Source organism: Pseudomonas sp. C9, from assembly GCF_002000165.1.
GTDB lineage: Bacteria > Pseudomonadota > Gammaproteobacteria > Pseudomonadales > Pseudomonadaceae > Aquipseudomonas.
On record NZ_MPAK01000001.1, the window covers coordinates 3153975 to 3178540 of the forward strand.

Genomic DNA, 24566 nt, shown 5'->3' on the forward strand with positions numbered 1-24566 from the left:
GACCGGCAGCGGGTTATTGTGATTTTCTGACCCGCAGGTACCACTCGGACAGCAGTCGGACCTGTTTGTCGGTGTAACCGCGCTCGACCATCCGTGTGACGAAGTCGTTGTGCTTCTGCTGGTCCTCTTTGCTGGCCTTGGCGTTGAAGCTGATGACCGGCAGGAGGTCCTCGGTGTTGGAGAACATTTTCTTCTCGATGACCACCCGCAGTTTTTCGTAGCTGAGCCAGGTCGGGTTCTTGCCGTTGTTGTTGGCCCGGGCGCGCAGCACGAAGTTGACGATTTCGTTGCGGAAATCCTTCGGATTGCTGATGCCGGCCGGTTTCTCGATTTTCTCCAACTCTTCGTTCAGGGCGACACGATTGAGGATTTCGCCGGTTTCCGGGTCGCGGTATTCCTGGTCCTGGATCCAGAAGTCGGCGTACAGCACGTAGCGATCGAAGATGTTCTGGCCGTACTCGCTGTACGATTCGAGGTAAGCGGTCTGGATTTCCTTGCCGATGAACTCGATGTAACGCGGTGCCAGGTACTCCTTGAGGAAGCGCAGGTAGCGCTCGCGGGTTTCAGCCTGGAACTGTTCCTGTTCGATCTGTTGTTCCAGCACGTACAGCAAATGCACCGGGTTGGCGGCGATTTCGTGCGGATCGAAGTTGAAGACCTTCGACAGGATCTTGAACGCGAAGCGGGTCGAAAGGCCGTTCATGCCTTCGTCGACACCGGCGTTGTCGCGGTATTCCTGGATCGACTTGGCCTTCGGATCGGTGTCCTTGAGGTTTTCACCGTCGTACACGCGCATCTTGGAGTAGATGTTCGAGTTTTCCGGCTCCTTGAGGCGCGAGAGCACGGTGAACTGGGCAAGCATCTTCAAGGTGTCGGGCGCGCAATGGGCCTTGGCCAGCGAACTATTGAACAGCAGCTTGTCGTAGATCTTCACTTCGTCGCTGACCCGCAGGCAGTACGGCACTTTGACGATGTAGATCCGGTCGATAAACGCTTCGTTGTTCTTGTTGTTGCGGAAGGTGTGCCATTCCGATTCGTTGGAGTGGGCCAGCAGGATCCCGGTAAACGGGATCGCGCCGAGGCCTTCGGTACTGTTGTAGTTACCTTCCTGGGTGGCGGTCAGCAATGGGTGCAGCACCTTGATCGGCGCCTTGAACATTTCGACGAATTCCATCAGCCCCTGGTTGGCGCGGCACAGGGCGCCCGAGTAGCTGTAAGCATCGGCGTCGTTCTGTGGGTATTCTTCCAGTTTGCGGATATCGACCTTGCCCACCAGGGCCGAGATGTCCTGGTTGTTCTCGTCACCCGGCTCGGTCTTGGCCACGGCGATCTGATTGAGGATCGACGGATAGAGTTTCACCACCCGGAACTGGCTGATGTCGCCGCCGAATTCGGCCAGGCGCTTGGTGGCCCATGGCGACATGATGGTGTTGAGGTAGCGCCGCGGGATGCCGAAGTCTTCTTCGAGGATCGCGCCATCTTCGGTGGCGTTGAACAGACCCAGTGGCGACTCGAATACCGGTGAGCCCTTGATTGCGTAGAAGGGCACTTTTTCGATCAGTTGTTTCAGCTTCTCGGCCAGGGATGACTTACCGCCACCGACGGGGCCAAGCAAGTAGAGGATCTGTTTCTTTTCTTCCAGGCCCTGAGCGGCATGACGGAAATACGACACGATCTGGTCGATGCATTCTTCCATCCCGTGGAAGTCTTCAAAGGCCGGATAGCGACGGATCACTTTGTTGGAAAAGATTCGCGACAGTCTCGAGTTGGTCGAGGTGTCGAGCAGCTCCGGTTCTCCGATGGCCAGCAGCAGACGCTCGGCGGCGGAAACGTAGGCGCTGCGGTCCTTTTTGCACAGCTCAAGATACTCTTGCAGTGAGAGTTCTTCCTGGCGTGTGGACTCGAAGCGTTGTTGGAAGTGGCTAAAGATACTCATGACGTCACCTCGCTCGATACGTGGAGCCGACGCCGGATCACTCAGTCGATGCTGGCAGCAGCCGAACAGGCGGTTGCTGTTTACCCCCCAGAACTCTTTCGGTGCTGACTACGCCGAAAGCTACTCCCGATGACCCGCGCGCCGGTGTACCGGCTCTCCCCTGTTTTGGATGGCCTGCGCTTAAGGATAGTTGGGAATTCGGGAGGTAAAGGCGAGATACGTAATAAGTTATGCCAGACCGTTCGTCTGCCATCGCGCGAGCCCGCGGGGGACGGGGGCTCGCACGTTACAAAAAAATTATTCCGAGGTGCCTTGCGCTGTTTCTGCAGGATAGGTTGTGCGCCACAGCTCAAAACCGCCATCCATGCTGTAGACGTCCGAGAATCCCTGGCTAATCAGGTAGGCCGCGGCGCCCTGGCTGGAATTGCCGTGGTAGCAGACCACGACGGTGGGGGCGTCCAGGTCTGCGCCCTGGATAAAGGCATGCAGGGAATGGTTGTCCAGATGCTTCGAACCGCTGATATGCAGCGCGGCGAAGGTAGCAGGGTCGCGAACATCGACCACCACCGCGCCTTGTTCACGCAGGGCCTGAGCCTGCTCTGGGGGGATACGTTTGAATTCGCTCATGGCGGGCTCCTGTGGCTCGTCGGTAACGCAGTCTGGCGCGGGGCGCTGGCTGGCGATTGTTCGGTAGTGATTGGGGCGATTGGTGGAGTGCTATGGCCCTGGTCGTCGCATTTGCATTGCAGGCGCTCGCCGGTGTCGACATTCATCAGCGTCATGGCGCCACCCCACACACAACCGGTATCGAGGGCAAAGATCCCCGGCTCGTCACACTGGCCTTCGAGTGCAGCCCAATGACCGAAAATGATCTTCAGGTCTTTGGTCTTGCGCTCTTTGTAAGTGAACCAGGGCTTATAGCCCGGTAGTGCAGTGTCGGCGCCTTCCTTGCTCTTGAGGTCGAGTTTGCCCTCGCGAGTGCAGAAACGCATGCGGGTGAAATAGTTGGTGATGACACGCAGGCGGGCTACACCCTTGAGGTCGTTGTCCCATTTCACCGGTTCGTTGCCGTACATGCCGTCGAGGTACGGCGCGATACGGTTGTCGTCGTGCAGCGCCTCTTCAACTTCGGCGGCGTATTTCAGGGCTTTGCGCAACGACCACTGGGGCGGGATGCCGGCATGAACCAGTGCGATGTCGCGCAGTTCGTCGTAGTGCATGAGCTTTTGCTGGCGCAGCCATTCCAGCAGTTCCGCGCGATCAGGCGCTTCGAGTATCTCGCGCAGGGTATCGTTTTTCTTCAGGCGTTCGATGTTGCGCCCGGCGGCCAGCAGGTGCAGGTCATGGTTGCCCAGTACGCACACCAGCGATTCACGAATGCCATAGAGAAAGCGCAAGGTTGCCAACGACTGCGGACCGCGGTTGACCAGGTCGCCCACCAGCCAGAGGCGATCCTTGGCCGGATCGAAAGCCACTCGCTCAAGCAGGCATTGCAGGGGCTCGAGGCAGCCTTGCAAGTCACCCACGGCGTACGTTGCCATTAGTGCAAGGCTCCGGGCACCGCCAGGCGGAATGGAGCGATGATGGCGTCGAAATGCTTACCGTCGTCGGCAATCATCTGATAGGTGCCTTGCATGGTGCCGACTTTGGTCGTCATGACCGTGCCGCTGCTGTAGGTGTGGTTTTCGCCGACCTGGATCAGCGGTTGCAAGCCTACGACACCCGCACCCTTGACCTCTTCGACATGCCCGTCACCATCGGTGATCACCCAATGCCGCGACAGCAGTTTGGCCGGTAACTCGCCGTTGTTGTGCACGGTAATGGTGTACGCAAAGGCAAAGCGGCTTTGCTCGGGTTGCGATTGTTCTGCCAGATAGCGGGTGACGACGCTGACGTCGACCTGATAACGAGGATCGGACATGCAAGAGGCCTTAAAAACGAAGCGGGACGCGGGGCTTAGCTGATGGAGTTCAGTCTAGGCCAAGTATCGGGTAGTAAACCAGACATCGCGTCTGGCGTCCTACCCGATAACGCTCGTCACCTGTCAGTCGGCGGCGGGTTTGTTCAGGACTTGTTCGCTGAGCTTGTCGGCCAGGCGCACGAAAGCGGCCAGGTCGAGCTGCTCGGGACGCAGGCTGCCATCGACGCCAGCCGCTTCGATCTCGGCATTGCTCAGGAGCAACTTGAGGGTGTTGCGCAGGGTCTTGCGGCGCTGGTTGAACGCTTCGCGAACGACACGTTCCAGCAGTTTGTGGTCTTTGGCCGGATGCGGCAGTACCGCGTGTGGCACCAGGCGCACAATGGCCGAATCAACTTTTGGCGGCGGATTGAATGCGCCCGGTCCGACGTTGAACAGATGCTCAACCCGGCAGTGGTACTGAACCATGATCGACAGGCGGCCCCAGTCACCGCCACCAGGACCCGCCGCCATGCGCTCGACCACTTCTTTTTGTAGCATGAAGTGCATGTCGCGGATCAGGCTGGCGTTGTGCAACAGGTGAAAAATCAGCGGTGTAGAGATGTTGTACGGCAGGTTGCCGACCACGCGCAGACTGCCCGGCGCGGCATTCAGGCTGTTGAAGTCGAACTTCAGGGCGTCGCCCTGGTGCAGGCTGAAGTTGCTCCTGCCGGCGAACTGCTGATTGAGGATCGGGACCAGGTCCTTGTCCAGTTCCACTACGTCCAGCTGGGCGCCGCTGTTGAGCAGGCCCTGAGTCAGCGCACCCTGGCCCGGGCCGATTTCCAATACGCGGTCTTCGGTTTTGGCATGGATGGAGCGCAGGATGCGGTCGATAACACCGGCATCGTGCAGGAAGTTCTGGCCAAAGCGTTTGCGCGCCTTGTGTTGGTAATGCTCGGTCATAAACGGGTCTCGGCCATCTGGTAGGCGGTTTCCAGGGCGACTTGCAGGCTGCCGGTGTCGATTCTGCCACTGCCGGCCAGATCCAGGGCGGTGCCGTGGTCGACTGACGTGCGGATGATCGGCAAGCCGAGGGTCACGTTGACTGCCGCGCCGAAGCCTTTGTATTTCAGCACAGGCAGCCCCTGGTCGTGGTACATCGCCAGCACCGCGTCGCAGTGCTCCAGATATTTGGGGGTAAACAGAGTGTCGGCGGGCAGGGGGCCGCGAAGGTCCATGCCTTCACCGCGCAGGCGCTCTAATGTAGGTTCGATGATGTCGATTTCTTCATGGCCCAGGTGTCCGCCTTCGCCGGCATGCGGGTTAAGCCCGCAGACCAGGATGCGTGGCTGGGCGATGCCGAATTTGTCTTGCAGGTCGGCATGCAGGATTCGTGTGACCCGCTCCAGACGCTCCGGTGTGATTGCATCGGCAATCTCGCGAAGGGGCAGGTGAGTGGTGACCAGTGCCACACGCAATCCGCGGGTGGCAAGCATCATCACCACTTGGGCGGTGTGGGTCAGGTCAGCGAGAAACTCCGTGTGCCCGGAAAAGGCAATGCCGGATTCGTTGATCACGCCCTTGTGCACGGGGGCGGTGATCATGCCGGCGAAATGCCCGTCCAGGCAGCCTTGGCCCGCACGGGTCAGGGTTTCCAGGACGAAAGCGGCATTGGCTTTGTCCAGTTGGCCGGCGGTGACCGGTGCATTGAGCGGTGTATCCCAGACATACAGGCTGTTGGCGGGTGCGGGTACATCCGGCCAACTGTCCGGGGTGACCGGCAATACATCGACAACCACACCCAGCTGCGCGGCCCGCTCAAGGAGCAGGTCGCGGCTGGTAATGGCAATCAGGGGGTGTGGCTGGGCTTGCGAGGCGAGCAGCAGGCACAGGTCAGGGCCTATGCCGGCCGGTTCGCCGGGTGTCAGCGCGAAACGCTTGGGTTTCACTGCGCTGCCTGGTCTGCACCAGGAAGTTTGATCTCTACGTACGCTTCGTCACGGATCTGACGCAGCCAGGTTTGCAGCTCTTCGTCGTATTTGCGGTTACGCAGTACGGTCATCGCCTGTTGCTCACGAGCCTGGGCAGTGCTGTCAGTGGCGCGACGGCCAAGGACTTCCAGAACGTGCCAGCCGTATTGGGTCTGGAATGGCTTGGACAACTGACCTTGCGGGGTCTTGGCCATCACTTCGCGGAATTCCGGTACCAGTGCGTTCGGGTCAACCCAGTTCAGGTCACCGCCGTTGAGGGCGGAACCCGGGTCTTCCGAATAGCTCTTGGCCAGTTCGCTGAAGTCTTCACCTGATTCAATACGAGCGTAGAGCGATTCAACCAAGGCCTTGGTTTTAGCTTCATCGCGGATCGGACTTGGTTTGACCAGGATGTGGCGCACGTGCACTTCGTCGCGTACCTGGGTCTGGCCGCCACGCTTTTCGAGGATCTTCAGGATGATGAAGCCGCCCGGTGTGCGCATCGGTTGTGTGACTTCGCCAACGGACATCGAGCTCAGCATGCGATCGAACGGAGGGGGCAATTGAGCGGCTTTACGCCAGCCCATGTCGCCGCCTTCCAGTGCGGTTTCGCTGGCGGATTTGGCGATTGCCAACTGACTGAAGTCAGCGCCTTGCTTGAGCTGCTGGTAAATCGAATCGGCCTGCTTGGCGGCATTCTGAATCGCATCGGAGTTGGCGCTTTCCGGTGTCGGGATCAGGATGTTGGCCAGGCGGAACTCTTCGGACAGTTGCATCTTGCCGAGGTCGGACGCGAGGAAGTTCTTCACTTCCTGTTCCGACACCTGGATGCGTTCGGCCACACGACGCTGACGCACACGGCTGATGACCATTTCACGGCGAATCTGTTCACGGGCGTCGTCGTAAGACAGGCCGTCATGAGTCAGGGCCGCGCGGAATTGATCCACCGACATGTTATTGCGCTGGGCAATGGTGCCAACCGCCTGGTTCAGTTCTTCATCGGTAATGCGGATACCCGAGCGTTCGCCGATCTGCAGTTGCAGGTTTTCGACGATCAGACGCTCAAGCACCTGCTGCTCCAGCACGCTGGCTGGTGGCACGGCAGTGCCGCGCTTGGCAATGGTTTGCTGAACTTCACGGACGCGTTGGTCCAGTTGGCTCTGCATGACCACGTCGTTGTCGACGATGGCCACCACTTTGTCGATGGACTGTACGGCAGCGTTGGCCGCAGTACCCAGGAACAGCGCGCCCAGCAAGAGCGGGCGCAGACAATCAGAAAGCTTGGTCTTCACGTTCACGATAACCTTGGATGCCTTTGTCGAGGAAACTCTCTACTTTGGAGCCAGTGAGGCCGCCGAGTCCCTTCAGAACAATTTGGAGGAAGACGCCGTGGTCGCCTTTTTCGTTTTGTGGAGCCTGCTGACTGAACTCGTCATAGGAAACCCAGTAACGGTTGATCAGGCGCAGTTTCCAGCAGCAGTTGTCGTACTCGAAACCACCGAAGGCTTCCAGGGTACGGTCACGGTTGTAGTCATACTGCCAGCGGCTGATGGCGTTCCATTGAGGAACGATCGGCCAGATAACCGAAAAGTCGTGCTGCTCGATCTTGTAGTAGTCCTTCACGTAGCCAGGCTGGCCAGGGGTGCCGTAGTCACCACCACCCACGGACCACTTACCGGTGTTCTGGTCATAACGGACCTGGTCATTGCGATAGCGATAGCCGGCGTTGATGACTTTGTTCGGGTTGTCCTCAGGCTGGTAGTGGAACATCGCGCTGCCCGAGCGAGGGCTGCGGCTGTCCGGGTCCCAGTTGTAGTCGGCCGTGGTGCGCCAATCGCGGTTCCAGCGGTATTCGTATTCCAGCGCGTAAGGCGAAACATTGGAATGCGCATCGTCGCGGGTTTTTGCATCGATACCCGGCAACTGGACTTCGCGGTCCTTGAAGTACAAGGCCTGGCCTACGCTGACGCGTTGACGTTCGAAACCGTCATCTTCGATCCAGCGGTTGGTGACGCCCAGCGACAGTTTGTTCTCGTCGCCGACACGGTCGGAACCGGAGAAGCGGTTGTCACGGAACAACGATGCATAGTTGAAGGTGTATTCGCCGGTGTCGAAAACAGGAATGTCTTCCTGGTCCACTTCTGGCACATAGAGGTAGTACAGACGCGGTTCAAGGGTCTGGCGATAGTTCTTGCCGAACCATTGGGTGTTGCGATCGAAGTACAGGCCGCTGTCGATGCTGGCAATCGGCACGCCACGGTTTTGATTGCTGTCGAAGGTACCGTTGAGTTGGTCCTGTTCCGGGGTCTGTGCAGCAATCTGCGATTTGCCGATGCTGTCGAGGTCCAGTTGGTACTGCGTGTACTGGTATTTGAGCTTGGGCGTCAGGAAACCATACGTCGAGCTCATTGGCAGGCTGATGGCGGGTGCCAGGTTCAGGCGGTCGCCAGTGGCACGTGCCAGGCCTTGAACGTTGGTGTCCAGGCGCGGCGACTCGTTCCCGTCTTCGTCGGTGAACGTGCCGTTTTTCAGGTCGCGATCAAATCGCACGACTTCTGTTTCGTAGTCGAAATCAAGCCCGCCTGGATGAGTAGGCAATGAACCATTAAAGGTGATCTGCGGCAAACGATCATACGGCGTGATGTTGGAAACGGTCGCCAGCTCATAGGCCTGGGCGTTGATGCGAGCGATGTAGCTGTCGCCACGGTAGGTGACCGAACCTTGTTGATTCACGTAGTCGGCGCTTTTTACACCGATCTGGTCAGTCTGCAGATCCTGGAAGTAATACGGATCGCTGATCTTGGTGTAATCGACCTGCGTGAGCACTCGCGAGTCGAGACCACCCTTGTGCTGCCAGTTATACATGTAGCGGTCTTTCTGGTAGTCGGTCTGCTTGCTGCGCTCGGTATCTTCGTCGTTGAGGTACGCAGCACCGAACTGACCTTCGCTGGACTTGGTGAGGTAACGGAATTCGCCCTCCATCAACAAGCCATGCTTTTCCATGTAGCGCGGGTACAACGTGGCATCGTAGTTGGGTGCCAGGTTGAAGTAATACGGTGTGACCAGCATGAAGCCGGTATCGCTGCCGGTACCGATGGTCGGCGGCAGGAAGCCCGACTGGCGACGGTCGTCGATCGGGAAGTAGATGTACGGCGTGTACAGGACTGGAATGTCCTTGACCCGCAATGTCACGTTGGTCGCGGTGCCGAAGCCGGTCGCCGGGTTCAGGGTGATGTTGTTACCCTTCAACTGCCAGGCGTTGCTGTTCGGTTCGCAGGTGGTGTACGTACCATCCTTGAGGCGGATGATCGCGTTTTCCGCACGTTTGGCGTACAGCGCGTTACCGCGGATGCGGGATTTGTGCATCACGTATTCGGCGTTGTCGACCTTGGCTTCACCGGTGTCGAGTTGCACATCGGCGTGGTCGCCGACGATCAGCGCGCCGTTGTCGCGAATACGCACGTCGCCATTGAGTTCGGCGCGGCTCTCGGCCTGATACAGGCTGGCCTCGTCGGACTCGACCTGCATGCTGCCCTGACGCAACACGACGTCTCCGGCCAGCGTGCCGACTTGATCTTCGGTGTTGTAGCGTGAGGCTTTGGCACCGATAAAGGTCGGCGCGTCACTTTTATTCGTCTTGTCATTCATGCCAGGACGAATCGGTTCGATATAGGAACCAGAGCAGTAAGGACCGGTTTCGGCCAATTGCGCGGCAGTGAGATTTTCGCGTGGCACCCAGTCGAGGTGGCTGTAATCTTCACTGCGCGACTTCATGCCGCGGCCTTTGGCCTCGGTAACGAGTGCAGGCTTGGCGCCGGTATCTTCGCTGGAGCCGTTCTCGGCTGCGGCTTCGCCAGTGGCGGAAACTGCGCTGCCCTCATGGATGGGACGCGGTGGCAATGCCGCCGTCGGCGATTTTGGCGCACAGTCCCAGGAGCCCGAAGCAGAGACTGAGCAGTCATACTGTTCCGCGGCGACCACGAATGAAGTGGCTAGGGGTTGCAGGGCCAGCAGACTGCCGGTAACCAACAACGGAAATTTTTTACGAAACGCGGGGGATTTCAATGCCATCTTATTAGTCCGGGCTTCCTGCGTGCCATCTGCCCGCGGTGTGGGCCGCACGCCTCTCGATGGTCTGAAAAAGATGCTGGATAATAAAGCATGACCCGCTTGACGGCTAGCGCCGTCGGAGACCCTTGCAATGCCTGACCAAGATGTACGTTTGCAACACCTGAAAGTTTGGCTCGATGAGCAGTTGGCGATTCTCTTTGCAGAACAAGGTTGGGGCGTCGTACCCCCGGCCACACTGACTGCGGCCAGTAGTGACGCGAGTTTTCGGCGCTATTTTCGCTGGGAAGGCGAGGGCAAAAGCTTCATCGTGATGGACGCTCCGCCGCCCCAGGAAAACTGCAAACCCTTCGTGGATATCGCTTTTTTGCTGGCGAAATCCGGAATAAATGTGCCGAAAATTTATGCCGAAGACCTTGAGCGCGGTTTTCTTTTACTCAATGACCTGGGCAACAAGACTTACCTGGACGTGATCGACAGCGAAAACGCCGACGATATGTTCAACGACGCCCTGCAAGCGTTGTTGGCTTTTCAGCAGTTGCCGATGGTGGCGCCGTTGCCGAGTTACGACGTCGCGCTGCTGCGTCGCGAGCTGGAGTTGTTCCCTGACTGGTACGTCAAACACGAACTGGGCATCGAGTTCGATGCTGCGCAGAAAGTGCTGTGGCAGCAGGTCAGCGATCTGCTGATCGACAGCGCTCTGGCACAGCCCAAAGTCCTGGTGCACCGCGACTACATGCCACGCAACCTGATGCTCAGCGAACCGAACCCGGGTGTGCTGGATTTCCAGGACGCGGTGTATGGTCCCGTGACCTACGACGTGACCTGCCTGTTCAAGGACGCCTTCCTCAGCTGGCCTGAAGAGCGTGTGCGCGGCTGGCTTGAAAATTACTGGCAGCAAGCCGCTGCGCTCGACATTCCGGTTCAACCGGACTTCGAGGATTTCCTGCGTGCCAGCGACCTGATGGGCGTGCAACGTCACTTGAAAGTCATCGGCATCTTCGCCCGCATTTGCCATCGTGACGGCAAGCCGCGCTACCTGGCCGACGTGCCGCGCTTCTTTGCTTATATAGAGGCGGTGATCGCCCGCCGTCCTGAACTGGCGGAGCTGGATGTACTGCTCGCCAGTCTGCGCGCCGGAGTCCATGCATGAAGGCAATGATTCTGGCCGCAGGCAAAGGCGAGCGCATGCGCCCGCTGACCCTGACCACTCCCAAGCCGCTGGTTCGCGCTGGCGGCGTGCCGCTGATCGAGTATCACCTGCGCGCCCTGGCGGCAGCCGGTTTTACCGAGATCGTGATCAACCATGCCTGGCTCGGTCAGCAGATCGAAGATTATCTGGGCGACGGTTCGCGCTACGGCGTCAGCATTGCGTACTCGCCCGAAGGTGAGCCGCTGGAAACCGGTGGCGGGATTTTCCGGGCACTGCCGTTGCTGGGTGACGATGCTTTTGTGGTGGTCAACGGTGACATCTGGACCGACTACGATTTCAGCGTGCTGCACCAGCCCATTGCCGGGCTGGCTCACCTGGTATTGGCAAACAACCCGGCCCATCACCCGGTCGGCGATTTCACGTTGGCCGACGGGCACGTGAGCGATGGCCAACCGGGCGCAGCAACCCTGACTTACAGCGGCATCGCAGTGCTGCATCCGCAGTTGTTCGAGGGGTGTTCGGACGGGGCTTTCAAGCTCGCACCACTGTTGCGCAAAGCCATGGCCGAGGGGCAAGTCAGCGGTGACCGGCTCAAAGGCCTGTGGGTGGATGTCGGCACGCACGAACGCCTGGCCGAAGTTGAAACACTGATAGAAGCGAGCCGCTGAGATGTTGTGGCCAGGGACTCTGATCGGAGCCGGAGCTGGTTTTGCCATAGCCAGCATTCCGGGGGCCATGCTCGGTGCCTTGTTGGGGCAGGCGCTGGATCGGCGCTTGCACCTGCAAAGCGTTGGGCATTTGCTGGAAAAGCTCGGCGGTCGTCCGATGCTGCGCAACGATGAACTGCTGTTCGTGTTGTTGGGTCGGTTGGCCAAGAGCGATGGTCGGGTGGTGGAGGGTCACATCCAGCAGGCTCGCCAAGAGATGCGCTCTTTGGACATGTCTGATTCGGCGCAGCGGCGTGCCATTGCCGCGTTCAATCGGGGCAAGTCGGGGAATGACCGGTTACGCGGCTATCTGCGGCGCCTGAGTGCTCAGCCTCATGCGGCAGAAGGTGTCTTGCGCGCCTGTTGGCGGATGGTCTGGGCCGATGGCCGGGCCGGTCACCGCGAGCGCGAGCTGATTGCCCAGTGGGGGAAGTGGCTGGGCTGGACGCCGCACCAGGTTCAGGCGCTGGCGACCGATTATGAGCCGCACAAACGGCCACAGGTCAGCAACGCCATTACCTACCAGGATGCGTTGCGGCTTTTGGGCGTGTCGACCACCGGTGAGCCAGCGCAGATCAAGCGCGCGTATCGGCGCCTGCTCAGTCGTCATCACCCGGACAAGATTGCGGGCAGCGGGGCGACGGCATTGCAGGTTCGCGAGGCAACGGACAAGACGCGTGATCTGCACACGGCTTACACGTTGATTCGTGAGCGGCGGGATTTTCGTTAGCAGGAAAGAGGTCTGTCACCGGTGATGCCGCGATCGCGGGCAAGCCACGCTACCACAATGAACCTGTGTTCGCAGGTTGAAATGTGGGAGTGAGCCTGCCCGCGAATCGGGCGATGCGGTCTGTCAGTCCGCCGCGTTCTGCGGATTCAACCAGCCGCGCACCCGGCGCACCAGTTGCTCTTGCTCCGCCTTGGCATCGCCGGGCAATGCCTTGAGCGAAACCTGGCTGAACGCCGATGCCTTCAAACGCTTGCTGGCCTGCAAACGCTCCAGCGCTGCGTTGCGATCCGCTGCTTTGTCCTTATAGAACAGATCAGCCGTCGGCAGCTTCAACGTCGGCGTCAATTCGGCCAGCTCAGGCTTCGCCGCAACCGGCGTCTGGGCGGCGACCATCACAAATTTTTCCACTTGCGAGGGCTGCTTCTCACTCAAGTAGCGCGCGGCCCAGTAAGCGCCCGTACCATGGCCCAGCACGACAATGCTGCGGGCGCTTTGTTGTTCGGCATAGGCAATGGCGGCGTCGATACGCGCGAAGATTCGTTCGGCGTCGGCCTTGGCTTGCTCCTCGCTGGTTTCGGCGATGGCCTTGTCCGCCACGTCTGCTTCACCGCCAGCAGCCTGCTCGATCGGGGCTGCGGTGGTGGAGTCTTTGCTGACGGCTTCCGGCGCTTTAGGTGCCGGCGCGACTTCGACGATGCGAGGTGCAATGGCGTCGCTTTGCAAGTCGGGCAAGGTGATACTCAGGCTGCTCCATTGGGCGTTGGGCAATTGACGGCGCAATGGGCCGATTGCTTGAGGCCAGTCAACTGTTTCGCCGGCGCCAGGGATGATAATCACTGCGCCCTTGGGCTCGGCGGTATTGGCCGGCTTCCACAAGGCGAGAAAATTGTCGGTGCCGGCTTGCAGTTGTTGCTGTTCCTGAGCAGGGATTTTTCGCTCAAGTGCTGTCGCTTCTTCCTGACTACGCTCAAGTAATGGCTGGCGTTCGACCGGTTTTTCTTCTGCGGGTTTTTCTTCAACGACAGGCGCCGGGTCGGCGGCCTCGACAGAAAAGGCACAAGGCAGGATCAGCGACAGGCACAATGCTGGCAGTGCCAGGCGGTAGACAGGGGGCATCGGATATTCCAGGCCAGAAGTGATTCCGGCAGCCTAATGGGTTAGTCAGTGTTTGTCAGTGTGTGAGACTTCGATGATGCGTTTTCGCTGCCTGTGGGTTATCGGCTGTTTATGGTTTCCCTTGATGGGGTGGGCGGGGTCTGCACCACCGACCCATGTCGCACGGCTATCACCTGTGCAACAGCAATGGCTGGCCACCCATGATGAATTGCGGGTCGGCGTGGTGTTGCAGGCGCCGTATGCTCAATATGATCGGCGCTTGCAACGGCTGTCCGGGGTTAACGTCGAGTTGATGAAGTGGCTGGCCCAGGCCCTCAATGTTGAGCTGCGCTGGCGCAATTTTCCTGATGTCGCACAACTGGAAGACGCCGCGCGCGAGGGGGAAGTCGACATCGCGGTAGGGTTGACTCAAACCCCGGCCGGTTTGCGGCTTTGGCAATTTACCGACCCGTACATGCGGGTGCCGCAACTGGTGGTCAGCGATCAGAAAGGCACCGGTGTCGTGGAGTTGGAGAAGCTCGACAGCCAGACCCGCGTAGCGGTGCGCATGCCCAGCGTGACCGCCGACTATCTGCGCAGCAATTACCCGCATCTGAATCTGCAAGGCGTACCGATCGAGCGCCAGGCGCTGCAATTGTTGCTGAGTCAGCAGGCCGGCTACGCGGTGGTCGATGAAGCACAGCTGGGGCGTTTGATTGCTGAACCCGAATTCGCCGGGCTGGTCGTGGTGGGCGATATCGGCTTGCCGCAATTGCTGCGAGTGGCCACTCGCCGGGATTGGCCTGAGCTGGCCGGCATCGTCGAAAGTGCGCTGCGGGCAATCCCGGCAAAAGACCTGGAGCAACTGCACAACCAATGGCTGCAGCCCAAGTATCCAAGGTTCTCCGAGTCCCCGGGTTTCTGGCAAAACCTCTGTCTGCTGCTCGCCGTGGTGATGCTGAGCAGCATGGCCGCGGTGATCTGGCAGCGGCGCCAACAACACAGTCTGGAGCAGCGCCTGTTGGCCGCGCGCGAAGACATTGCCCTGCGTGAGGCCAGCGAAGAAGCGCTGCGCCTGACGCAGTTTTCCATCGATCAGAGCACCGTCGGTATTCTCTGGGTCAATTGGGACAGCCATGTGCGTTACACCAACCGCGCCGCAGAAACCATGCTCGGCTACCCACCGGGCGGGATCATTGATCGGCCGCTGATCGACTTCGAGCCTGGTTTGCACATGGATCGCTGGCTGAACTTATGGAAGCGCGCACGGGCCAGCGAGGATGGACCGCAAAGTTTCGAAACCCAGTGCGTGCGGGCCGATGGCAGCATTTTACCGACGGATGTTTCGTTGAGCTTTATGCGCTTCCGTGATGGCGAATACCTGGTGGTCTACCTCAATGACGTCACCGAGCGTCGTCGGGCATTGGCCGCGTTGCAGGAAAGCGAGGCACGGTTGCAGGGGATCGCTGCCAACGTTCCCGGGCTGGTCTTTCGCCTGGAGCGCGCGCTGGTGACGGGGCAAATCGACTTTGCCTACATCAGTGAAGGCAGTGAAAGCCTGGTAGGGTACTCGCCGGCTACCCTGGCCCATCGCGACAAAGGCTTGCGCAGCCTGGTGCACCCGGACGACAAGGCGAGCTATCACCAGACTCAGGACCTTGCGCTCGATACTGACAGCGACTGGTCGTGGCAAGGACGGATCCTGACCCGTTCGGGTGAACAGCGTTGGGCCGAAATCAAAGCCATCACCCGTCGGCTCGAAGACGGCACCTATGTCTGGGACGGTATCGTCTGGGACATTAGCGAGAGCAAGCGTATTGAGCTGGAACTCGCCAGCTCCCGCGAGCAGTTGCGCGAGTTGTCCGCCCATCTGGAGAGCGTGCGCGAAGAGGAAAAGGCCCGTATCGCCAGGGAAGTCCACGACGAACTGGGTCAGATGCTGACCGTGCTCAAACTGGAAACGTCCATGTGCGAATTGGCATACGCCCAACTCGACCCGGGTCTGAACGAACGCTTGAACAGCATGAAGCGCTTGATCGCCCAGCTGTTCCAATTGGTGCGCGACGTGGCCACGGCGCTGCGACCACCGATCCTGGATGCCGGGATCGCGTCTGCCATCGAATGGCAGGCCCGGCGTTTCGAGGCGCGCACACAGATCCCTTGTTTGGTGCAGGTGCCGGACAATCTGCCACTGCTCAGCGATGCGAGGGCAATTGGTTTGTTCCGGATCCTTCAGGAGGCCCTGACCAATGTCATGCGTCATGCCCAGGCGCATACTGTCGAACTGTCATTGTCGCTGGACGGCAACGAGTTGTGTCTGACGGTCAGCGATGATGGCGTAGGATTTGTCGCCGCGACCGGCAGGCCGACCTCCTTCGGGATTGTCGGCATGCGTGAGCGGGTGTTGATCATGGGCGGGCAGTTGTCGCTTGAAAGTGAACCGGGTGAAGGCACCACCCTGAGTGTGCGCGTGCCGGTGGATGAAGTTTGAAGAATAGGTGTTGGTTGTATTGACGCCTTCGCGAGCCTGCTCGCGAATGATCTTGAATCTGGAGAAGACTGTGATCCGTGTACTGGTAGCTGAAGACCACACCATCGTTCGCGAAGGCATCAAGCAATTGATTGGCCTGGCCAAGGACTTGCTGGTGGTGGGGGAGGCGAGCAATGGCGAACAGTTGCTCGAGACCTTGCGGCATGTGCCCTGCGAGGTGGTATTGCTGGATATCTCCATGCCGGGCGTCAATGGCCTGGAAGCGATTCCGCGCATTCGTGCACTGAACAATCCGCCCGCCATCCTGGTGCTGTCGATGCACGACGAAGCACAAATGGCCGCCCGGGCGTTGAAGGTCGGCGCTGCGGGGTATGCGACCAAGGACAGCGATCCGGCCCTGCTGCTGACGGCGATCCGCAAAGTGGCGGCGGGCGGGCGCTATATCGATCCGGACCTCGCCGACCGCATGGTGTTCGAAGTCGGCCTGACCGATTCACGGCCATTGCATTCATTGCTTTCAGAGCGCGAGTTTTCGGTGTTCGAACGTCTTGCCCAAGGCGTTAACGTCAATGACATCGCCCAGCAATTGGCACTGAGCAACAAAACCATCAGCACCCACAAGGCGCGGCTGATGCAGAAGCTCAACATCACGTCCCTGGCGGAACTGGTGAAGTACGCGATGGAACACAAACTCCTCTAAACCCCGCCGCGAACCCTTTAGGAGCAAGGCTTGCCCGCGATGGCGTCCTTGAAATCGTCATCGCGAGCAAGCTTTGCTCCTGCAAGACAAACGCGGTGGCATATCCATTTACGACACCCCGCCAACCTGCTTTTGCCAGTCCTTGCGGCTTGTAGCCGACCGCTTGCCGCTGCGTTTGCCAAAACGCGCCATCCTTGTAGGGCAATCCCTACCCCGAGCCTTCCGTCCGGCTGAGGCGATTCTCTCCTGCACCCCGATTTGCGTGGTCGGCAGGGTCCACTAGGCTTAGTCCCACAGCAGTCATCAATAACAAAGGTGTGGGTATGAGCCAGGTCGATTCAAGCGCAGGGGCCAGCGATATTCTGGTCAGCTTTCGTGGAGTGCAAAAAAGCTACGACGGCGAGAACCTGATCGTCAAAGACCTCAACCTGGACATTCGCAAAGGCGAATTCCTCACCTTGCTCGGGCCGTCCGGCTCCGGCAAGACCACCAGCCTGATGATGCTCGCCGGTTTCGAAACCCCGACCGCGGGCGAAATCCTGTTGGCCGGGCGCGCCATCAATAACGTGCCGCCGCACAAGCGCGACATTGGCATGGTGTTCCAGAACTACGCATTGTTCCCGCACATGACGGTCGCCGAGAACCTCGCGTTCCCGTTGACCGTGCGCGGTCTGAACAAGAGCGATGTCAGCGACAAGGTCAAGCGCGTCCTGAGCATGGTGCAACTCGACGCCTTTGCTCAACGTTATCCGGCCCAACTGTCCGGCGGTCAGCAACAGCGTGTGGCGTTGGCCCGTGCGTTGGTGTTCGAGCCGCAACTGGTGCTGATGGACGAACCGCTCGGCGCACTCGATAAGCAACTGCGCGAACACATGCAGATGGAGATCAAGCACCTGCATCAACGCCTCGGTGTGACCGTGGTCTACGTGACTCACGACCAGGGCGAAGCCCTGACGATGTCTGACCGGGTTGCGGTGTTCCATCAAGGTGAAATTCAACAGATCGCACCGCCGCGTACGCTTTACGAAGAACCGAAAAACACCTTCGTCGCCAACTTCATCGGCGAGAACAACCGCCTCAACGGCCGCTTGCATAGCCAGACCGGCGACCGCTGCATCGTTGAACTGGGTCGCGGCGAGAAGGTTGAAGCGCTGGCGGTCAACGTCGGCAAGACCGGCGAACCCGTCACCCTGTCGATTCGCCCCGAGCGTATCAGCCTCAATGGTTCCAGCGAGTCATGCGTCAACCGCTTCTCAGGGAGGGTGGCGGAATTCATCTATCTGGGCGACCACGTCCGGGTTCGCCTGGAAGTCTGCGGCAAGACTGACTTCTTCGTGAAACAACCGATTGCCGAGCTCGATCCCGCGCTGGCTGTCGGCGACGTGGTACCGCTTGGCTGGCAGGTCGAACACGTTCGCGCGCTCGACCCACTTTTAGAGGCGAACTGATCGCCCCGGCTTCAACAACACCAACCCTGCACGTGGAGAGAACAATAAATGTTGAGATCCCTGAAATTCACCGCTCTGGCACTGGGCATGATGGGGGCGGCAAGCGCAATGGCTGCCGGCCCGGACCTGACCGTGGTGTCCTTTGGCGGGGCGAACAAGGCTGCGCAGGTCAAAGCCTTCTACGCACCGTGGGAAGCGGCAGGCAACGGCAAGATCGTGGCGGGCGAGTACAACGGTGAAATGGCCAAGGTCAAAGCCATGGTCGACACCAAGAGCGTGTCCTGGGACCTGGTCGAAGTTGAATCGCCAGAACTGTCCCGTGGTTGCGACGAAGACATGTTCGAGCAGCTGGATCCGAAGTTGTTCGGCAAAACCGAAGACTACGTCAAAGGCGCCATCCAGCCATGCGGCGTAGGCTTCTTCGTGTGGTCGACCGTGCTGGCCTACAACGCCGACAAACTGGCTTCCGCGCCAACCAGCTGGGTGGATTTCTGGGACACCAAGAAATTCCCGGGCAAACGTGGCCTGCGTAAAGGCGCCAAGTACACCCTGGAATTCGCTCTGATGGCCGACGGCGTTGCGCCGAAAGACGTCTACAAAGTGCTGGCCGGCAAAGATGGTCAGGACCGCGCGTTCAAGAAGCTCGATGAACTCAAGCCAAGCATCCAGTGGTGGGAAGCTGGCGCACAACCGCCGCAGTACCTCGCCTCCGGTGACGTGGTCATGAGCTCGGCCTACAACGGCCGGATCGCTGCCGTGCAGAAAGAAAGCAACCTGAAAGTCGTGTGGAATGGCGGCATCTACGACTTCGACGCATGGGCGATTCCAAAAGGTCTGGACAAGGCACGCGCTGAAGCGGCGAAGAAATTCATCGCTTTCTCGGTGATGCCACAGCAGCAGAAGACCTACTCGGAAAACATCGCTTACGGCCCGGCCAACACCCAAGCCGTTCCGTTGCTGTCCAAGGATGTCCTGAAAGACATGCCGACCACCCCGGAAAACATCGCCAACCAGGTGCAAATCGACGTCAGCTTCTGGGCTGACAACGGCGAGCAACTGGAGCAGCGCTTCAACTCCTGGGCTGCGAAGTAAGCACAACCCTGTGGTTTGAACACCGCAATCCTTGTGGGAGCGAGCTTGCTCGCGATAGCAGTGGGGCAGTCAACATCGATGTCGGATGGAATGCCCCCATCGCGAGCAAGCTCGCTCCCACAGGTTGTTTGTATGCCTCTGCAACGATAAAAAAGATTTCCGGAGTACGCCATGGCCACCGCCATTCCCCTGAACGCGGGCACTGACCCCACCTTGAAGCAGCGACTCAAGCACGCCGAGCGGGTCAACCGCTGGAAAGCCCAGGCCTTGATCGCGCCCCTGGTGCTGTTTCTGTTGCTGGTGTTCCTGGTGCCAATCGTGGCGCTGCTCTACAAAAGCGTGGGCAACCCGGAAGTGGTCGGCGGCATGCCGCGCACCGTGTCGGCCATCGCCAGCTGGGACGGCCGAGGCTTGCCCGCTGAACCAGTTTACAAAGCGGCCAGCGAAGACCTCGCCGAAGCCCGCAAGAATCAAACCCTGGGCGATTTGTCCAAGCGCCTGAACATGGAATTGGCCGGCTATCGCAGCCTGCTGACCAAAACGGCTCGCGCCTTGCCGTTCGCCACCGAACCGACCTCCTATAAAGAAGCGCTGGAAGGTCTCGACGAGCGTTGGGGTGATCCAGCCTACTGGCAGGCGGTACGCCGCAACGTCAGCAGCATTACGCCTTACTACTTGCTGGCGGCTGTCGATCATCGCATCGATGACCTCGGCGAAATTGCCCCGGCCACCCCTGACCAGGCGATCTACCTCGACATTTTCGCCCGGACCTTCTGGATGGGGCTGATCATCACGGCCATTTGCCTGGTATTGGCGTACCCACTGGCCTACCTGCTGGCGAACCTGCCTTCGCGTCAAAGCAACCTGTTGATGATTCTGGTGCTGCTGCCGTTCTGGACCTCGATCCTGGTGCGTGTTGCGGCATGGATCGTGTTGTTGCAATCGGGCGGCCTGATTAACAGCGGCCTGATGGCCATGGGCATCATCGATAAACCGCTGGAGCTGGTGTTCAACCGTGTCGGCGTCTACATCTCGATGGTGCACATTCTGCTGCCGTTCATGATTCTGCCGATCTACAGCGTGATGAAAGGCATCTCGCCCACCTACATGCGTGCCGCGATTTCCCTCGGCTGCCATCCGTTTGCAAGCTTCTGGCGGGTGTATTTCCCGCAGACCTATGCCGGTGTCGGCGCCGGTTGCCTGTTGGTGTTCATCCTCGCCATCGGCTACTACATCACCCCGGCATTGCTGGGCAGCCCGAACGATCAGATGGTCAGCTACTTCGTCGCCTTCTACACCAACACCAGCATCAACTGGGGCATGGCGACCGCACTCGGCGGCCTGCTGCTCCTGGCGACGGTGGTGCTTTATCTGATTTACAGCTGGCTGGTGGGCGCCAGCCGCCTGCGCCTGAGCTAAGGGGAGAACGAAATGCTGAGTCCTTATATGTCGCCCGTCGAGCGGGTGTGGTTCTACAGTTTGCGGATTCTCTGCGGCTTGATTCTGTTGTTCCTGATTCTGCCGGTGCTGGTGATCATTCCGCTGTCGTTCAACTCAGGCAGTTTCCTGGTGTACCCGCTGCAAGGCTTTTCGCTGCACTGGTATCAGGACTTCTTCGCCTCGGCCGAATGGATGCGCGCACTGAAGAACAGCATCATTGTTGCCCCGGCGGCGACGGTGCTGGCGATGGTCTTCGGCACACTCGCGGCGATTGGCCTGACCCGCGGCGATTTTCCTGGCAAGGCGCTGGTCATGGCACTGGTGATTTCGCCGATGGTGGTGCCGGTGGTGATCATTGGCGTGGCGAGTTACCTGTTCTTTGCCCCGCTCGGATTGGGCAACAGCTTCTTCTCGCTGATCGTGGTGCACGCGGTGTTGGGTGTGCCGTTTGTGATCATCACCGTGTCGGCGACGTTGCAGGGCTTCAACCATAACCTGGTGCGTGCCGCTGCAAGCCTCGGTGCATCGCCGCTGACCGCGTTTCGCCGGGTGACGTTGCCGCTGATTGCGCCGGGCGTGATCTCCGGTGCGCTGTTTGCCTTCGCAACCTCGTTCGATGAAGTGGTGGTGACGTTGTTCCTCGCCGGTCCCGAGCAAGCCACCCTGCCACGGCAGATGTTCAGCGGGATCCGCGAAAACCTCAGCCCGACCATCGCCGCCGCCGCGACGCTGTTGATCGCCTTCTCGGTGATCCTGCTGCTGACCCTGGAATGGCTGCGTGGGCGTAGCGAGAAACTGCGCACCGCCCAGGTCTAAAGCCCTGCACCATCCCCTGTGGGAGCGAGCTTGCTCGCGATAGCGCCCTGACATTCAACACTAAGGTTGACTGACACGCCGCCATCGCGAGCAAGCTCGCTCCCACAGTTGTTTTGGGGTGTTTTCGGGATCGTTGGTCATTCACGAGCTGAATAGCAGACAAACCCCAATCCCCAGCTACTATTGTGCCCAGCTCCCCTACCTATAAGAGGCTGCGCACGATGAGTCTTTCCTCTTTCAAAATCGCTCACAAACTGATCACCGGCGCAGGTGCCATCGAGCAGCTCGCCGCTGAACTGACGCGTCTTGATGTCGATAACCCGCTGATTGTCACTGATGCGGCGCTGGTCAAGTCCGGCACGGTCGAACTGGCGCTGGCACAGCTGGGGGACCGGACCTACGAGATATTTGATCGGGTGCTGCCAGACCCGGAAATCGCCATCGTCGAAGACTGCATGCGGGTGTATCGCGACGGCGGGCATGACGGCTTGATCGGTCTGGGCGGCGGCAGTGCCATCGACATTGCCAAGAGCGTGGCGGCGTATGCCGGTTACCACGGCGCGCTGGAAGATTTGTTCGGCATCGACCAGGTGCCGCGCAAAGGGCCGCCGCTGATCGCGATCCCGACCACCGCCGGCACCGGCTCTGAAGTCACCAACGTGGCGATCCTTTCCGACAAGGTCGCGCAGCTGAAAAAAGGTATCGTCAGCGACTATCTGTTACCGGACGTGGCGCTGGTCAGCCCGCAAATGACCCTGACTTGCCCGCGCGGTGTCACCGCTGCCAGCGGCGTCGATGCGCTGGTGCATGCCATTGAATCCTACCTGTCCGTCAACGCTTCGCCGATCACCGACGCCCTCGCCATCGGCGCCATCAAGCTGATCGCCAAGGCGCTGCCCAAGGCCTATGCCAATCCGTCCAACCTGCAAGCCCGCGAAGACATGGCCACCGCCAGCCTGATGGCGGGCATGGCGTTCGGCAATGCCGGGGTCGGCGCGGTGCATGCGTTGGCGTATCCGCTGGGCGGACGTTTTAACATCGCCCACGGCGTCAGCAACGCCTTGCTGCTGCCCTATGTCATGACCTGGAACAAGATGGCCTGCGTCGAACGCATGCAGGATATTGCCGAGGCCATGGGGGTGAAGACCGCTCATCTGAGTGCCAACGAAGCGGCAGATAAAGCCGTGGAGGCGATGACCGGGTTGTGCGCTGCGGTGGAAATTCCGCAAGGGCTGCGCAGCTTCGGCGTTCCCGAAGACGCCATCCCGGCGATGGCCGCAGAAGCGGCGGGGATCGAGCGCCTGATGCGCAACAATCCGCGCAAATTGAGCGCCGTCGATATCGAGAAAATCTATCGGGCGGCGTACTAGAGCTCCTCGTGACTTATTGATCGAAGGCAGCCCCAATCATCGCGGTCACAGTGCGCGCGCCAAAGTATGAGGTATACAATGCGCGCCATCGTGATTCTGCTCAAAAAAGGTGCGTCATGCAGCCCTTCGTCATTGCTCCGTCGATTCTCTCCGCCGACTTCGCCCGCCTGGGTGAAGAAGTGGACAACGTCCTGGCCGCCGGCGCCGACTTCGTGCACTTCGATGTCATGGACAACCACTACGTACCGAACCTGACCATTGGCCCGATGGTGTGCGCTGCGTTGCGCAAATACGGCGTGACCGCGCCGATCGACGCGCACCTGATGGTCAGCCCGGTGGACCGTATCGTCGGTGACTTCATCGAAGCCGGCGCGACTTACATCACCTTCCACCCGGAAGCCTCGCAGCACGTCGACCGCTCGCTGCAATTGATCCGCGAGGGCGGCTGCAAGTCGGGCCTGGTGTTCAACCCGGCGACCCCGCTCGACGTGCTCAAGTACGTGATGGACAAGGTCGACATGATCTTGCTGATGAGCGTCAACCCGGGCTTCGGCGGGCAGAAGTTCATTCCCGGCACCCTCGACAAACTGCGTGAAGCACGGGCGTTGATCGATGCCTCCGGGCGTGACATTCGCCTGGAAATCGACGGCGGCGTGAACGTGAACAACATTCGTGAAATCGCGGCGGCGGGGGCTGACACCTTCGTCGCCGGTTCGGCAATTTTCAACGCGCCGAACTATCAGGAAGTGATCGAGAAGATGCGCGCCGAGCTGGCGTTGGCTCGCCCATGAGTGGTTTTGAGCAGCTGTTCCCGGGGCGTCTGCCGCGGCTGGTGATGTTCGATCTGGATGGCACGCTGATCGATTCGGTCCCGGACCTCGCAGCGGCTGTGGATCACATGCTGCTCAAGCTGGGCCGCAAGCCTGCCGGCATCGAGTCGGTCCGTGAATGGGTCGGTAACGGCGCGCCGGTATTGGTGCGTCGTGCATTGGCGGGTGGCATCGAGCATGCGGCCGTCGATGACGTCGAGGCCGAACACGCGCTGGAAATTTTTATGCAGGCTTATGGCGCAAGCCATGAACTGACCGTGGTCTATCCCGGTGTGCGCGACACCTTGAAGTGGCTGCACAAGCAGGGTGTCGAGATGGCGCTGATCACCAACAAGCCGGAGCGTTTCGTCGCGCCGCTGCTGGATCAGATGAAAATCGGCCGCTACTTCAAATGGATCATCGGCGGCGATACCCTGCCGCAGAAGAAACCCGATCCGGCCGCGCTGTTTTTCGTAATGAAAATGGCCAACATTCCGGCTTCGCAATCCTTGTTCGTCGGCGATTCGCGCAGCGATGTGCAGGCGGCAAAAGCGGCGGGGGTCAAGTGTGTGGCGCTCAGTTATGGCTACAACCATGGCCGGCCGATTGCCGAGGAATCGCCAGCGCTGGTCATCGACGATCTGCGCAAGCTAATTCCCGGTTGCCTGGATCCGGCCGCTGAGATAACGTTGCTCGACGCTGTTCAACCCCCTGCTGGAAACGCCATCGTGGTGGTCACTCGCAAACTCTGGATGAAAGTCATCAAGGCCCTGGCCCGCTGGCGTTGGCGCGCCTGACTTGTTCCTGGCCGGCATACCGGCGCGTTTGCATACCTGACTGT

21 protein-coding genes are annotated in these 24566 nt (G+C 59.8%); 12 read left to right on the plus strand and 9 right to left on the minus strand.

Annotated elements, in window-relative coordinates:
- Positions 1-13: 13 nt before the first annotated feature.
- From BMS17_RS14695 to BMS17_RS14730, 8 genes are all read right to left on the minus strand, one after another.
- Entirely contained in the window at positions 14-1936 is a 1923-nt protein-coding gene (locus BMS17_RS14695; protein ID WP_046029985.1) for a PrkA family serine protein kinase, read from the minus strand.
- A 297-nt stretch (positions 1937-2233) separates the two neighbouring features.
- Positions 2234-2563: a thiosulfate sulfurtransferase GlpE gene (glpE, locus tag BMS17_RS14700; protein ID WP_008061556.1), complete on the minus strand. Its 330-nt coding sequence runs from the start codon at positions 2561-2563 to the stop codon at positions 2234-2236.
- Positions 2560-3477, minus strand: a complete 918-nt coding sequence (locus tag BMS17_RS14705; protein WP_046029989.1) for a symmetrical bis(5'-nucleosyl)-tetraphosphatase — start codon at positions 3475-3477, stop codon at positions 2560-2562. Before BMS17_RS14705 ends, glpE begins: the two co-directional genes overlap by 4 nt.
- Positions 3477-3857 carry a Co2+/Mg2+ efflux protein ApaG gene (gene apaG, locus BMS17_RS14710; RefSeq protein WP_046029991.1) on the minus strand — a complete coding sequence of 127 codons (381 nt, stop codon included), beginning with the start codon at positions 3855-3857 and terminating at the stop codon, positions 3477-3479. Before apaG ends, BMS17_RS14705 begins: the two co-directional genes overlap by 1 nt.
- Positions 3858-3980: 123 nt before the next feature.
- Positions 3981-4799, minus strand: a complete 819-nt coding sequence (gene rsmA, locus BMS17_RS14715; RefSeq protein WP_046029992.1) for a 16S rRNA (adenine(1518)-N(6)/adenine(1519)-N(6))-dimethyltransferase RsmA — start codon at positions 4797-4799, stop codon at positions 3981-3983.
- A complete protein-coding gene (gene pdxA, locus BMS17_RS14720; RefSeq protein WP_046029996.1) occupies positions 4796-5785 on the minus strand; it encodes a 4-hydroxythreonine-4-phosphate dehydrogenase PdxA in 990 nt (329 codons plus the stop codon). Before pdxA ends, rsmA begins: the two co-directional genes overlap by 4 nt.
- A complete protein-coding gene (surA, locus tag BMS17_RS14725; RefSeq protein WP_046030065.1) occupies positions 5782-7098 on the minus strand; it encodes a peptidylprolyl isomerase SurA in 1317 nt (438 codons plus the stop codon). The genes pdxA and surA overlap by 4 nt, the downstream gene beginning before the upstream one ends.
- Positions 7079-9877: an LPS-assembly protein LptD gene (locus BMS17_RS14730; protein ID WP_077431166.1), complete on the minus strand. Its 2799-nt coding sequence runs from the start codon at positions 9875-9877 to the stop codon at positions 7079-7081. The genes surA and BMS17_RS14730 overlap by 20 nt, the downstream gene beginning before the upstream one ends.
- 130 nt (positions 9878-10007) lie before the next feature.
- On the opposite strand from BMS17_RS14730, the gene BMS17_RS14735 reads away from it, so the two are divergent.
- The 3 genes from BMS17_RS14735 to BMS17_RS14745 are packed head-to-tail and all read left to right on the plus strand — an operon-like array spanning position 10008 to position 12464.
- Positions 10008-11027, plus strand: a complete 1020-nt coding sequence (locus tag BMS17_RS14735) for an aminoglycoside phosphotransferase family protein (protein ID WP_077431167.1) — start codon at positions 10008-10010, stop codon at positions 11025-11027.
- On the plus strand, positions 11024-11695 hold the full coding sequence (gene murU, locus BMS17_RS14740) for an N-acetylmuramate alpha-1-phosphate uridylyltransferase MurU (protein ID WP_046030004.1): 672 nt from the start codon (positions 11024-11026) through the stop codon (positions 11693-11695). Before BMS17_RS14735 ends, murU begins: the two co-directional genes overlap by 4 nt.
- 1 nt (position 11696) lies before the next feature.
- Positions 11697-12464, plus strand: a complete 768-nt coding sequence (locus BMS17_RS14745) for a TerB family tellurite resistance protein (RefSeq protein WP_077431168.1) — start codon at positions 11697-11699, stop codon at positions 12462-12464.
- A 123-nt stretch (positions 12465-12587) separates the two neighbouring features.
- Here BMS17_RS14745 and BMS17_RS14750 read toward each other — a convergent pair whose 3' ends face one another.
- A complete protein-coding gene (locus tag BMS17_RS14750) occupies positions 12588-13580 on the minus strand; it encodes an alpha/beta hydrolase family protein (protein WP_046030010.1) in 993 nt (330 codons plus the stop codon).
- A 73-nt stretch (positions 13581-13653) separates the two neighbouring features.
- Here BMS17_RS14750 and BMS17_RS14755 point away from each other — a divergent pair, with 73 nt between their 5' ends.
- From BMS17_RS14755 to BMS17_RS14795, 9 genes are all read left to right on the plus strand, one after another.
- Complete coding sequence (locus tag BMS17_RS14755) at positions 13654-16050, plus strand: PAS domain S-box protein (protein WP_077431169.1); 2397 nt, start codon at positions 13654-13656, stop codon at positions 16048-16050.
- A 46-nt stretch (positions 16051-16096) separates the two neighbouring features.
- On the plus strand, positions 16097-16750 hold the full coding sequence (locus BMS17_RS14760; protein WP_175648964.1) for a response regulator transcription factor: 654 nt from the start codon (positions 16097-16099) through the stop codon (positions 16748-16750).
- A gap of 323 nt (positions 16751-17073) precedes the next feature.
- Positions 17074-18198, plus strand: coding sequence for an ABC transporter ATP-binding protein (locus BMS17_RS14765; RefSeq protein ID WP_046030013.1), 1125 nt, complete (start codon positions 17074-17076; stop codon positions 18196-18198).
- A gap of 48 nt (positions 18199-18246) precedes the next feature.
- Positions 18247-19290, plus strand: coding sequence for an ABC transporter substrate-binding protein (locus BMS17_RS14770; protein ID WP_046030014.1), 1044 nt, complete (start codon positions 18247-18249; stop codon positions 19288-19290).
- Positions 19291-19461: 171 nt separating this feature from the next.
- Positions 19462-20709 (plus strand): ABC transporter permease, encoded by a 1248-nt coding sequence (locus tag BMS17_RS14775; protein WP_046030015.1) that lies wholly within the window; start codon positions 19462-19464, stop codon positions 20707-20709.
- Between the two features lie 12 nt (positions 20710-20721).
- Entirely contained in the window at positions 20722-21546 is an 825-nt protein-coding gene (locus tag BMS17_RS14780) for an ABC transporter permease (protein WP_027926741.1), read from the plus strand.
- A 221-nt stretch (positions 21547-21767) separates the two neighbouring features.
- The gene (locus BMS17_RS14785) at positions 21768-22916 is read left to right on the plus strand and encodes an iron-containing alcohol dehydrogenase (RefSeq protein WP_046030018.1); all 1149 of its coding nucleotides are present in this window, start codon (positions 21768-21770) and stop codon (positions 22914-22916) included.
- 116 nt (positions 22917-23032) lie between these two features.
- Positions 23033-23707, plus strand: coding sequence for a ribulose-phosphate 3-epimerase (gene rpe / locus BMS17_RS14790; protein ID WP_046030019.1), 675 nt, complete (start codon positions 23033-23035; stop codon positions 23705-23707).
- Positions 23704-24522 (plus strand): phosphoglycolate phosphatase, encoded by an 819-nt coding sequence (locus BMS17_RS14795; RefSeq protein ID WP_046030020.1) that lies wholly within the window; start codon positions 23704-23706, stop codon positions 24520-24522. Before rpe ends, BMS17_RS14795 begins: the two co-directional genes overlap by 4 nt.
- Positions 24523-24566: the final 44 nt, after the last annotated feature.